This window comes from Franconibacter pulveris (assembly GCF_056780215.1).
In genome coordinates this window covers 1,395,863-1,408,842 of record NZ_CM165555.1, presented here as the reverse complement: position 1 = coordinate 1,408,842, position 12,980 = coordinate 1,395,863, and the positions used below count along the sequence as shown (strand labels likewise).

The window sequence follows — 12,980 nt, the reverse complement described above, 5'->3', positions numbered from 1 at the left end:
TTTTGCCCGTTAAAATTCAACAGCCTGCCTTTTTCGCTCGCTGCGCACAAAAGTTTTACTTAAAACAGCTTTTTTTTGCCAAAAAGGAGCGTTAACAAAATTGATGGATAACGCGGCATGCGCCAGCGACTGGCGCGGTACGGCCACAGAAAAACGTCAAGCAACGCTATTCGCCCCTCCCCTGCGAGATAATCAAATCAGGTTATGGAAAAACGCGGTGGCGGAGAGTAAACGCTATTGCGCGCCTGTCGTGGCAGTTCTGCCTGTCACGACGCGCCTTGGAGTCAGGGCATAAAAAAGGCCACCCGGAGGTGGCCAACCATGTCGAAAGATGGAATCGGACTTCTTGTTTCCTCGGTAACGAGGAAACGGTTTATTTCAGGATAGTGCTCAGCGCGTCGCCGATGTCGGCCAGGCTGCGAACGGTTTTCACGCCAGCCGCTTCCAGAGCAGCAAATTTCTCGTCCGCTGTGCCTTTGCCGCCTGCAATGATGGCGCCCGCATGGCCCATACGCTTGCCTTTCGGCGCGGTAACGCCCGCGATGTAGCCGACAACCGGCTTCGTGACGTGATCTTTAATGTACGCCGCCGCTTCTTCTTCCGCGCTGCCGCCGATCTCGCCGATCATCACGATAGCTTCCGTCTGCGGATCCTCCTGGAACAACTTCAGGATATCGATGAAGTTGGAGCCCGGGATCGGGTCGCCGCCGATGCCTACGCAGGTAGACTGGCCGAAGCCGTAATCGGTAGTCTGCTTAACCGCTTCATAGGTCAATGTACCAGAGCGGGAAACAATGCCCACTTTGCCAGGCTTATGAATGTGGCCCGGCATGATGCCTATCTTGCATTCGCCTGGGGTAATAACGCCCGGGCAGTTCGGACCGATCATGCGCACGCCTGCTTCATCAAGCTTCACTTTCACGGTCAGCATATCCAGCGTCGGGATACCTTCGGTGATGGTGATAATCAGCTTAATGCCTGCATCGATAGCTTCCAGGATGGAGTCTTTACAGAACGGCGCCGGAACGTAAATAACGGAGGCGGTAGCGCCTGTCGCTTCGACGGCTTCACGCACGGTATTGAACACCGGCAGGCCCAGGTGAGTGGTGCCGCCTTTGCCCGGCGTTACGCCGCCGACCATCTGGGTGCCGTACGCAATCGCCTGCTCGGAGTGGAAAGTCCCCTGGCTGCCGGTAAAGCCCTGGCAGATGACTTTGGTGTTTTTATCAATTAAAACAGACATTATTTCCCCTCCACCGCAGCAACGACCTGCTGCGCAGCATCCGTCAGGCTTGTCGCCGCAATAATATTCAGGCCGCTTTCAGCAAGTTTCTGCGCGCCAAGTTCAGCGTTGTTGCCTTCAAGACGCACCACCACCGGCACGTTTACGCCCACTTCTTCCACCGCGCCGATGATGCCGTCGGCAATCAGGTCGCAGCGTACGATACCGCCGAAAATGTTTACCAGAACGGCTTTCACTTTGTCGTCAGACAGGATGATTTTGAACGCTTCGGTCACGCGCTCTTTGGTCGCGCCGCCGCCCACGTCAAGGAAGTTCGCCGGCTGGCCGCCGTGCAGCTTAACGATGTCCATGGTGCCCATCGCAAGGCCCGCGCCGTTCACCATGCAGCCGATGTTGCCATCCAGCGCCACATAGTTCAGCTCCCACTGCGCAGCGTGCGCTTCGCGGGCGTCTTCCTGGCTGTGGTCGCGCATTTCACGCAGATCCGGCTGGCGGAACAGCGCGTTGCCGTCCGCGCCCAGTTTGCCGTCGAGGCAAATCAGGTCGCCCTGTTTGGTGATAACCAGCGGGTTAATTTCTACCAGCGCCAGGTCACGCTCAAGGAACAACGTCGCCAGACCCATGAAGATTTTGGTGAACTGCTGAACCTGCTTGCCTTCCAGGCCCAGTTTGAACGCCAGCTCGCGGCCCTGGTACGGCATGGGGCCAGTCAGCGGATCAAGCGCCATTTTGTGGATCAGGTGCGGGGTTTCCTCCGCCACTTTTTCAATTTCCACGCCGCCTTCGGTAGAGGCCATAAAGACCACGCGACGGGTGCCGCGGTCGACAACCGCGCCAAGATAAAGCTCTTTATCGATATCGGTTGCGCCTTCCACCAGGATCTGGTTTACCGGCTGGCCGTTAGCGTCTGTCTGGTAGGTCACCAGACGTTTGCCCAGCCACTGCTCAGCGAAAGCGCGGATCTCTTCCTTGCTCTTAACCACTTTCACGCCGCCCGCTTTACCGCGACCGCCTGCGTGAACCTGACATTTAACTACCCACGGACCTGCACCGATTTTAGACGCGGCTTCTTCTGCTTCACGCGGGGTAGTACAGGCATAACCCACCGGCGCCGGTAAGCCATACCGGGCAAACAGTTGTTTCGCCTGATATTCGTGTAAGTTCATGTGTTCTATCCATTAAGACTTAAGAGCCGTTACGCTCGGGTACTGACGCCGCCCCTTCCGGAGCGGCCACAGGGTAAAAGTCGGGAGCGCGCTCCCGCGTTGCTACACGTCCAGCAGCAGACGAGTCGGATCTTCCAGCAGCTCTTTGATGGCCACCAGGAAGCCTACCGATTCGCGGCCGTCGATCAGACGATGATCGTAGGAGAGCGCCAGATACATCATAGGCAGGATCTCGACCTTGCCATCTACCGCCATCGGGCGATCTTTAATGGCATGCATGCCGAGGATCGCGCTCTGCGGCGGGTTGATGATAGGCGTGGACATCAGCGAGCCGAAAACGCCGCCGTTGGTGATGGTGAAGTTGCCGCCAGTGAGATCTTCAACGGTCAGCTTGCCGTCACGGCCTTTCACCGCCAGGTCTTTGATGCGTTTTTCAATATCAGCCATGCCCAGCAGGTCAACGTCGCGCAGTACCGGCGTTACCAGACCGCGTGGCGTGGAAACCGCCATGCTGACGTCGAAGTAATTGTGGTAAACCACATCTTCGCCGTCGATAGAGGCGTTAACTTCCGGGTAGCGCTTGAGCGCTTCCACGACCGCCTTAACGTAGAAGGACATAAAGCCCAGGCGGATGCCGTGACGCTTCTCGAAGGCATCGCCGTACTGCTTGCGCAGATCCATAATCGGCTTCATGTTCACTTCGTTGAAGGTGGTCAGCATGGCGGTGGAGTTTTTCGCCTCCAGCAGACGCTCCGCCACACGCTTGCGCAGGCGGGTCATCGGTACGCGTTTTTCTGAGCGGTTGCCAAGCGTCGGCTGCGCTGCGGCAGGCTGCTGCTCAGGCGCTTTGGCGCTTTGCGCCGGCGCGGATTTCGCTTTCGCCAGATGCTTTTCGACATCTTCACGGGTCAGGCGGCCGCCTACGCCGGTGCCTTTGATGGCGCTGGCGTCAAGGTCATGTTCGCTCAGCAGGCGGCGAATAGCCGGGCTCAGCGCGTCATTGTTTTGTTCTTCCAGAGAAGCTTGTTGACGCTGCGCAGGCGTCGATTCTTTAGCGTCGGCTTTGGCGCTGCTCTCTTTGCCTGCGCTGTTACCCTCACGCAGGCGGCCGAGGATCTGGCGAGAGGTCACGGTGGTGCCCTCTTCTTCCAGCACAGCATCCAGAATGCCGTCAGCCGACGCCGGTACTTCCAGTACCACTTTGTCAGTTTCGATTTCTACCAGCACTTCATCGCGAGTGACCGCATCGCCTGGTTTTTTATGCCAGGTGGCGACGGTTGCGTCAGCAACGGATTCAGGCAGGTCGGGAACAAGAATATCTACGCTACTCATTATTTATCCTTTTATTAATCGACGTTCAGCGCGTCATTAACCAGATCTTGTTGCTGTTTCTGGTGAACGGACATATACCCTACCGCCGGAGAGGCGGAGGCCGGGCGGCCTGCATAACGCAGCGCGGACCCAAACGGAATCACTTCACGGAAGTGGTGTTGGCTACAGTACCATGCGCCCTGGTTAAGCGGCTCTTCCTGACACCAGACGAAGTCATGTACGTGCGCGAACGGCTTAAGCGCCTCCTGCACCGCCTGGTGCGGGAACGGATAAAGCTGCTCGATACGGACAATGGCCACATCTTTTTGATCGTTTTTGCGGCGCTGTTCCAGCAGGTCGTAGTAAACCTTACCGGAGCAGAGCACCACGCGTTTCACTTCTTTCGGATCCAGCTCATCGATTTCGCCGATAGCCGGCATGAACGTGCCGTTCGCCAGCTCATCAAGGCTTGAAATCGCCAGCGGATGACGCAGCAGGGATTTCGGCGACATTACCACCAGCGGACGACGCATACCGCGCAGCGCCTGGCGACGCAGCATGTGGTACACCTGCGCTGGCGTGGAAGGTACGCAAACCTGCATATTCTGCTCAGCGCACAATTGCAGATAACGTTCCAGGCGTGCGGAGGAGTGTTCCGGCCCCTGGCCTTCGTAGCCGTGCGGCAGCAGCATCACCAGGCCGCACATACGGCCCCATTTCTGCTCGCCGGAGCTGATGAACTGGTCAATCACCACCTGCGCGCCGTTGGCGAAGTCGCCAAACTGCGCTTCCCAGATGGTCAGCGTGCGTGGCTCAGCGGTGGCGTAACCATATTCAAACGCCAGCACCGCTTCCTCGGAAAGCACGGAGTCCCAGACTTTGAACTGGCCCTGCCCGTTATGCACGTGCTGCAGCGGCGTATAGGTGGAGCCGTTGGTCTGATTGTGCACGACCGCGTGACGGTGGAAGAAGGTGCCGCGACCGGAGTCTTCGCCCGACAGACGCACCGGAATGCCTTCATCAACAAGCGTAGCGTAAGCCAGATTTTCCGCTCCGCCCCAGTCAAACGGTTTTTCGCCGTTCGCCATCGCCTGACGGTCGGCATAAATTTTCGCTACGCGCGACTGCATTTCGATGCTATCCGGCACGGTGCTAATGCGCTTAGCCAGCTCCTGCAGCCGCTTCATCTCAACCTTGTTCGGGTAGCTTTCGTCCCACTCATGGTTGAGGTATGGCGACCAGGTAAAGGAGTGCATGTTCATCGGTCGCCACTCTTTCACCACGCATTCGCCGGCATCCAGCGCGTCGCGGTAGAGATTGACCATTTCGGTCGCGTCTTCCAGCGTCGCCACTTTTTCCTGCTCTAACTGGTCGGCATAGAGTTTGCGCGGGGTCGGATGCTTTTTAATTTTCTGGTACATCAGCGGCTGGGTTGCGCTCGGTTCGTCGGCTTCGTTGTGGCCGTGACGGCGATAGCACACCAGGTCAATAAAGACATCGCGTTTGAACGTGTTGCGGAAATCGAGCGCCAGGCGAGTAACAAACGCCACCGCTTCCGGGTCGTCCGCGTTCACGTGGAAAATCGGCGCCTGCACCATCTTGCCGATGTCGGTGCAGTACGGCGTGGAGCGCGCATCCAGCGGGTTGGAGGTGGTGAAGCCCACCTGGTTGTTGATTACGATGCGAACGGTGCCGCCCACTTCGTAACCGCGCGCTTTCGACATGTTCAGGGTTTCCTGAACCACGCCCTGGCCGGTAACCGCCGCGTCGCCATGGATAGTTATCGGCAGCACTTTGTTGCTGCTCGGTTCGTCCAGACGATCCAGACGCGCGCGCACGGAGCCCATCACTACCGGGCTTACAATTTCAAGGTGCGACGGGTTGAACGCCAGCGCCAGGTGCACCAGGCCGCCTTCGGTTTCGATGTCGGACGAGAAGCCCATGTGGTATTTCACGTCGCCGGTGCCGAGGTGCTCTTTGTGTTTGCCTGCAAACTCGTCGAAGAGATCCTGCGGTTTTTTACCCAGCACGTTAATAAGCACGTTCAGACGACCGCGGTGCGCCATGCCCAGCACCACTTCACGGGTGCCGCTTTTGCCGGCGTGGCGAATCATCTCTTTGAGCATCGGGATTAACGCATCGCCGCCTTCGAGCGAGAAACGTTTCGCTCCCGGGAACTTGGCGCCCAGATAACGCTCCAGCCCTTCCGCCGCGGTCAGTTCGCCAAGAAAGCGCTTTTTCTCTTCCACGCTAAAGCTTGCGTGGCCCACCACCGATTCAATGCGCTGCTGGATCCAACGCTTCTCTTCCGTGGAGGTAATGTGCATGTATTCCGCGCCGATGGAGCCGCAGTAGGTCTGCTTGAGCGCCTCGATAAGCTCGCCGAGCTGCATCGCCTCTTTGCCGCCAGCGAAGGAGCCTACGTTAAAGGTTTCCTGGAAATCGGCCTCGGTCAGGTTATGAAACGCCGGGTCGAGATCGGCTACGCGATCCTGTTTCCACAAACCCAGCGGATCCAGATTAGCCTGCTGATGACCGCGAAAACGGTAGGCGTTAATCAGCTGCAGGACTTTAACCTGCTTAACATCAGCGTCAGGGTCGGTAATCGAGGAAGTGTAACGTGAGGCATCCTTCGCCAGGCGACGAAAATAATCACGCGTTTTGGAATGGAATTGATCCGGTCTGGCTCCGGTGCCAGGCAACTGCTGGAACATGGAGCGCCAGTGGGCGTCCACTGAATCAGGATCGGTTAAGAAGTCTTCATAGAGCTGTTCTATCCAACTCTGGTTCGAGCCAGAGAGATAAGAAGAGTCCAGCCAGGCTTGCATTGCGCCGTTCTGCATCGTGATCCCTTAAGCATCAGTATGCTTATTTCGCCGTGGATAACTACAACGTACGCGGTAAGACGCACGTCCCAGGGTTCACTTGCGAGCTCTTCTTTGTGGGGCCCGCGAAGGAACCTTTAAAAACTGCCATTAATCTTCTGCCTTCAGGCTGCGGCTGCGTTGGCTGCCTGAGCTTACCCCGGTCACATAGTCCACTATGCTCCCGGGGATGCGCTCAGTTGCCGCCTTGCCTCGCGCTGAACGCATCGATTACTGGTGCTACTACAATTAGCGGTTTTTAAAGGTTTCCTGCTTACGCTTTATACTGCCGGGAGCCCAGGCTCCCGGCATATTTCGGTCAGTTACGCACCGCGCTGCAGCAGCATCGATTTGATGTGCCCAATGGCGCGCGTCGGGTTTAAGCCCTTCGGACATACGCTGACGCAGTTCATGATGCTATGGCAGCGGAATACGCTGAAAGCATCGCTCAGGCCATCGAGGCGCTCGTTGGTTTCCGTATCGCGGCTGTCGATAAGGAAACGGTACGCCGCCAGCAGCCCTGCCGGCCCGATGAACTTGTCCGGGTTCCACCAGAACGACGGGCACGAGGTCGAACAGCAGGCGCAAAGAATACACTCATAAAGACCGTCGAGTTTTTCACGCTGCTCCGGCGTCTGAAGATGCTCACGCGCTGGCGGATTATGCCCATTATTCAACAGGTAAGGCTTAATCTTCTCATATTGGGCATAGAATTGCCCCATGTCCACCACGAGGTCGCGAATAACCGGCAAACCGGGCAGCGGACGGATAACAATTTTCTGCTTGCCGTTGCCGAGGGCGGAGATCGGCGTGATGCACGCCAGACCGTTTTTACCGTTCATGTTCAGGCCGTCGGAGCCGCAGACCCCTTCACGGCAGGAGCGGCGAAACGCCAGCGTAGGGTCCTTCTCCTTCAGCAGCATGAGCGCGTCCAGCAGCATCATGTCGCGCCCTTCTTCCTGCTCCAGGACGTAATCCTGCATGTGCGGCGCGTCGTCGACATCGGGGTTATAGCGATAGATAGAAAATTCGAGTTTCATCACCGTCTCTCCGCAATTAATAAGTACGCACTTTCGGCGGGAACGCCGGACGCAATTTCGGCTCCATGTTCACCTCGCGGCGGGTCATGGATTCGCTTTGCGGAAGGTACAACGAGTGGCACAGCCAGTTTTCGTCATCGCGATCCGGATAATCGAAGCGGCTATGGGCACCACGGCTTTCGGTACGGAAGTTCGCAGAAACAGCGGTGGCGTAAGCGGTTTCCATCAGGTTGTCGAGCTCCAGGCACTCTACGCGCTGGGTGTTGAACTCGCTGGAGGTGTCGTCCAGACGGGCGTTTTTCAGGCGCTCGCGGATCGTTTTCAGCTGCTCAAGCCCTTTCGCCATGGCATCGCCTTCGCGGAACACCGAGAAGTTATGCTGCATGCACTCCTGCAGCGCTTTGCGAATTTCCACCGGATCTTCACCGTTGCGGTTGTTGTTCCAGCGGTTGAGACGTTCAAGAGACATTTCCACATCAGAGTCGCTCGCATCGCGAAGCGGCCCCTGCTCGGCGATAGACTCCTGCAGATGCAGGCCCGCCGCGCGGCCGAAGACCACCAGATCGAGCAGCGAGTTGCCGCCGAGGCGGTTGGCGCCGTGCACGGATACGCAGGCGATTTCGCCTACCGCGAACAGGCCTGGGATCACCACATCTTCGCCCTGCGCGTTCACGGTCAGCGCCTGGCCGGTCACTTTGGTCGGAATGCCGCCCATCATATAGTGACAGGTCGGGATAACCGGAATCGGCTCTTTTACCGGGTCAACGTGGGCGAAGGTGCGGGAAAGTTCCAGGATGCCCGGCAGACGGGACTCCAGCACCTCTTTACCCAGGTGGTCGAGCTTCAGCTTGGCGTGCGGGCCCCACGGACCGTCGCAGCCGCGACCTTCGCGGATTTCTATCATGATGGAGCGCGCCACTACGTCGCGGCCCGCCAGGTCTTTGGCGTTCGGGGCATAACGCTCCATGAAGCGCTCGCCGTGTTTGTTCAGCAGATAGCCGCCTTCGCCGCGGCAGCCTTCCGTCACCAGCACGCCGGCGCCCGCGATGCCGGTCGGGTGGAACTGCCACATTTCCATATCCTGCACCGGTACGCCCGCGCGCAGCGCCATGCCGACGCCGTCGCCGGTATTGATGTGGGCGTTGGTGGTGGACTGGTAAATACGGCCTGCGCCGCCCGTCGCCAGCACGGTCGCGCGGGCTTTGAAGTAGACCACTTCACCGGTTTCGATGCACAGCGCGGTACAGCCAACCACCGCGCCATCCTGGTTTTTCACCAGATCCAACGCATACCATTCGGAGAAAATCGTGGTGTGGTTTTTCAGGTTCTGTTGATACAGGGTATGCAGCAGAGCGTGGCCGGTACGGTCTGCGGCGGCTGCGGTGCGCGCCGCCTGTTCGCCGCCGAAGTTCTTCGACTGACCGCCGAACGGACGCTGATAGATGCGGCCATCGTCCAGACGGGAGAACGGCAGCCCCATGTGCTCAAGCTCCAGAATCGCTTCCGGGCCGGTTTTGCACATATATTCGATAGCATCCTGGTCGCCGATGTAGTCGGAACCTTTTACCGTGTCGTACATGTGCCATTCCCAGTTATCTTCATGGGAGTTGCCAAGCGCTACGGTAATGCCGCCCTGGGCGGAAACGGTGTGCGAACGAGTAGGAAACACTTTAGAGAGCAGCGCACAGGTCTGGCCGCTCTGGGAAATTTGCAGCGCCGCGCGCATGCCTGCGCCGCCTGCGCCAATCACTACAGCATCAAATTCTCTGACTGGTAAATTCATTACACACCCCACACCACAACGAATCCATAAATAACGTAAACCGCAAGCGCAACCACGATAGCCAGTTGCAGGAACAGACGAAGCGCGAGCGATTTAACGTAGTCCGTTAATACCTGCCACATGCCAATCCATGTGTGGACCAGAATCGAGATAAGCGTGAGCAGGGTAAAAACTTTGGTGAAGGTGGAGGCGAAGAAACCGCGCCAGATCTCATAGGTCAGCTCGCCGTTCATGGCGAAAAAGCCGATCATATAGATGATGTAGAGCGTAATAACGATAGCAGTAGCGCGAACGAGGATGAAGTCATGTACGCCATTGCGTCCCAATGCGGAGGCGTTGCTTACCATACGAGGACTCCTGCGAGAATTGAAAGCACGACAGTAATAACAAAAGCAACACGCGCGGAGCGTTGGCCCGCGGCGAAAGTCTCTTCCAGATAGTTAAAGTCCATCAGCATGTGGCGAATGCCCACGACCACGTGATAAGCCAGCGCGGTGAGGATGCCCCAGAGAATGAACTTAACGAAGAAGCTGTCCATGATGGAGGACGCGGCCAGAAAACCTTCTTGAGAGGAGAGCGAAAGCCCGAGCAACCAGAGCAGAATGCCGACAGCGACAAACGTGATCACGCCGGAAACGCGGTGGAGGATAGAAGCAATCGCGGTGACAGGAAACCGGATCGTTGTGAGATCCAGGTTAACAGGTCTTTGTTTTTTCACCTTTTTTATCATGAATAGCGCCCACATGCTTTTCTTATTGTTTCCTTCCTCCGGTCTGCAGGCGGGTCAGACAGCGTCACTTTTCTATAACTCTGCGTCATGCAAAAACAACTGCTTCCAGTGTTAAACGAAGGGTTACTACGCTGGGTGGCTCGCGGCGGCAGGGTGTTCCGGAGACCTGGCGGCAGTATAGGATGTTCACAATATCATTACAATTAACATACAAATACTTTGGCCGCTTTTGGTCGGAACAGTGACCAGGATCACGATAACAACATAATTTTAATTTTTAATCATCTGATTTGACAAATGTTAAACAAAATTGTTACAAACATCACCAGAAAAGGCATATAATTCGCAAAAGTTATGGCATTACACTTTCTGCTGAGAATAAGTTATGTAACAGTGTAGTGCTATTGACCGAAGTTATTTAGCCCGGTATTAGTGATACACAGATTTAAAGAATCCCGACTGCTAACACGCTGATTTGCGGTAGTTTCACCGGGTTCTGAATAGTTGCCTGCAAGCCGCCCATCGCTCTGTACCCTGGTTTCCTCCTCACACAGAGCTGCGCGCCCTACAACAAACTGGCAATATTCTCCCTGAAAGTGAATGTAAAAAAGTTGTTAGGAGTCTTAAGCAAATAAGGCGCTAAGGAGACCGTAAATGGCTGACAAAAAGGCAAACATCACTTATAACGGTGACGCTGCTATTGAACTGGATGTGCTACAAGGCACGCTCGGTCAGGATGTAATTGATATCCGTAGTCTTGGTTCTAAAGGTGTTTTTACTTTCGACCCGGGTTTTACCTCCACCGCATCCTGCGAATCAAAAATCACCTTTATCGACGGTGACGAAGGTATCCTGCTCCATCGCGGTTTTCCCATCGACCAACTGGCCACCGAATCTAACTATCTCGAAGTTTGCTACATCCTGCTCTACGGCGAAAAACCGACCCAGGAGCAGTATGACGAATTCAAAGTGACAGTAACCCGCCATACCATGATTCATGAGCAGATTACGCGTCTGTTCCATGGCTTCCGTCGCGACTCTCACCCGATGGCGGTGATGTGCGGCGTGACCGGCGCGCTGGCGGCGTTCTATCACGACTCGCTGGATGTGAATAACCCGCGCCACCGTGAAATCGCGGCGTTCCGTCTGCTCTCCAAGATGCCGACAATGGCGGCGATGTGTTACAAATATTCTATCGGCCAGCCGTTCGTTTATCCGCGCAACGACCTCTCCTATGCAGGCAACTTCCTGAATATGATGTTCTCCACACCGTGCGAACCTTACGAGGTGAACCCGGTGCTGGAACGCGCGATGGATCGCATCCTTATCCTGCACGCTGACCACGAGCAGAACGCATCTACCTCCACCGTCCGTACCGCAGGCTCTTCCGGCGCTAACCCGTTCGCCTGCATCGCGGCCGGCATCGCCTCCCTGTGGGGACCGGCGCACGGCGGCGCCAACGAAGCGGCGCTCAAGATGCTGGAAGAGATCAGTTCTGTGGAGCACATTCCGGAATTCGTACGTCGCGCGAAAGACAAAAACGACTCTTTCCGCCTGATGGGCTTTGGTCATCGCGTTTACAAGAACTACGACCCGCGCGCTACCGTCATGCGCGAAACCTGCCACGAAGTGCTGAAAGAGCTGGGCACCAAAGACGACCTGCTGGAAGTGGCGATGGAGCTGGAAAATATCGCCCTGAACGACCCGTACTTCATTGAGAAGAAACTCTACCCGAACGTAGACTTCTACTCCGGCATCATCCTGAAAGCGATGGGCATTCCGTCTTCTATGTTCACCGTGATTTTCGCCATGGCTCGTACCGTTGGCTGGATAGCCCACTGGAATGAAATGCACAGCGAAGGCATGAAAATTGCGCGTCCGCGTCAGCTCTATACCGGCTACACGCAGCGTGATTTCAAATCAGACCTGGAGAAGCATTGATCGCCTGCGGTTAATGCTTATCAAGAAAAACGCGCCTTCGGGCGCGTTTTTTTATGGCTGTTCTGTTAGTGCTGGCACGCCGGGCACCAGTAAAAAGGCCGCGAGGAGAGCGTGGTTTTTTCAATGATCCCCCCGCAGCGTCGACACTTTTTCCCTGCCCGATGGAACACCTCGAAGCGAAACAGCGCGCCGTGGTGTTTGTTTTCATCCGCCTGCCCTCGCGTCTGGTAAGAGAGGCGTGGAATGGCGAGGCAGGCATGCGCGAGCGCATCCAGCTGCGCTTCGCTCAGCGCCGCCGCCTTATGACGCGGCGCAAGCTGCGCCTGCCAGAGGATCTCCACCCGCAGATAGTTGCCAAGCCCCGCCAGAAACGCCTGGTCGAGCAGTAAGCCGCTGAACTGGCGACGGCGAAAGCGCGGGCTTAACAGCCGGGCCTTAACCTCTTCCACCGTTAAAGACATATCCAGCACGTCCGGCCCCACCCGCTGCAAAAACGCGTGCGCCGCCACGCCTTCGGCATCCAGCATTTCTATCTCCGAGGCGCTGTAAAGCAGCACGGCGGCCTCTTTGGTTTCCAGCCGCACCCGCAGGCTGCGCGTGGTCTGCGGCGTTTCACCGGCCTTCACCACTCGCCATACGCCATACAGCTGGTTATGGCTATAAAGCGTTAACCCATTGGAGAAGTGCGTCAGCAGCGCTTTACCCCGCGTTTCCAGACGCTCCACCCGTTCGCCGACCAGCGAGGCTTCGAACGTTTTCAGCGCGGGAAAGGCAAACCAGACGTGCGTTAACGGCTTGCCTGCGACAGCCTGTTCAAGCTTATCCGCCGCGCGACGGATTTCCGGTCCTTCCGGCATGCTTCATCCTTTTCGTTTCGGGCTGACGCCGCATGGCGCCGCCCC

The 12,980-nt window shown here is 56.8% G+C and carries 10 protein-coding genes; 1 reads left to right on the top strand and 9 read right to left on the bottom strand.

Going from position 1 to position 12,980, the window contains the following annotated elements:
* Nucleotides 1-373 precede the first annotated feature (373 nt).
* The 8 genes from sucD to sdhC form a co-directional block, all read right to left on the bottom strand.
* Nucleotides 374-1,243, bottom strand: a complete 870-nt coding sequence (sucD, locus tag ACU4F7_RS06680; protein WP_024552427.1) for a succinate--CoA ligase subunit alpha — start codon at nucleotides 1,241-1,243, stop codon at nucleotides 374-376.
* Nucleotides 1,243-2,409 (bottom strand): ADP-forming succinate--CoA ligase subunit beta, encoded by a 1,167-nt coding sequence (sucC, locus tag ACU4F7_RS06675; protein WP_024557135.1) that lies wholly within the window; start codon nucleotides 2,407-2,409, stop codon nucleotides 1,243-1,245. The genes sucD and sucC overlap by 1 nt, the downstream gene beginning before the upstream one ends.
* 102 nt (nucleotides 2,410-2,511) lie before the next feature.
* A complete protein-coding gene (gene odhB, locus ACU4F7_RS06670; RefSeq protein WP_029592251.1) occupies nucleotides 2,512-3,741 on the bottom strand; it encodes a 2-oxoglutarate dehydrogenase complex dihydrolipoyllysine-residue succinyltransferase in 1,230 nt (409 codons plus the stop codon).
* A gap of 14 nt (nucleotides 3,742-3,755) precedes the next feature.
* On the bottom strand, nucleotides 3,756-6,563 hold the full coding sequence (gene sucA, locus ACU4F7_RS06665; protein ID WP_029592250.1) for a 2-oxoglutarate dehydrogenase E1 component: 2,808 nt from the start codon (nucleotides 6,561-6,563) through the stop codon (nucleotides 3,756-3,758).
* 344 nt (nucleotides 6,564-6,907) lie between these two features.
* Complete coding sequence (locus ACU4F7_RS06660; protein WP_029592249.1) at nucleotides 6,908-7,624, bottom strand: succinate dehydrogenase iron-sulfur subunit; 717 nt, start codon at nucleotides 7,622-7,624, stop codon at nucleotides 6,908-6,910.
* 16 nt (nucleotides 7,625-7,640) lie between these two features.
* A complete protein-coding gene (gene sdhA / locus ACU4F7_RS06655; RefSeq protein ID WP_024557139.1) occupies nucleotides 7,641-9,407 on the bottom strand; it encodes a succinate dehydrogenase flavoprotein subunit in 1,767 nt (588 codons plus the stop codon).
* Nucleotides 9,407-9,754, bottom strand: a complete 348-nt coding sequence (gene sdhD / locus ACU4F7_RS06650) for a succinate dehydrogenase membrane anchor subunit (protein WP_024557140.1) — start codon at nucleotides 9,752-9,754, stop codon at nucleotides 9,407-9,409. Before sdhD ends, sdhA begins: the two co-directional genes overlap by 1 nt.
* A complete protein-coding gene (sdhC, locus tag ACU4F7_RS06645) occupies nucleotides 9,748-10,152 on the bottom strand; it encodes a succinate dehydrogenase cytochrome b556 subunit (protein ID WP_024557141.1) in 405 nt (134 codons plus the stop codon). The genes sdhD and sdhC overlap by 7 nt, the downstream gene beginning before the upstream one ends.
* A 639-nt stretch (nucleotides 10,153-10,791) precedes the next feature.
* Here sdhC and gltA point away from each other — a divergent pair.
* A complete protein-coding gene (gltA, locus tag ACU4F7_RS06640) occupies nucleotides 10,792-12,078 on the top strand; it encodes a citrate synthase (protein WP_024557142.1) in 1,287 nt (428 codons plus the stop codon).
* Between the two features lie 65 nt (nucleotides 12,079-12,143).
* Here gltA and nei read toward each other — a convergent pair whose 3' ends face one another.
* Nucleotides 12,144-12,935: an endonuclease VIII gene (gene nei / locus ACU4F7_RS06635; protein WP_481638294.1), complete on the bottom strand. Its 792-nt coding sequence runs from the start codon at nucleotides 12,933-12,935 to the stop codon at nucleotides 12,144-12,146.
* Between the last annotated feature and the right edge of the window lie 45 nt (nucleotides 12,936-12,980).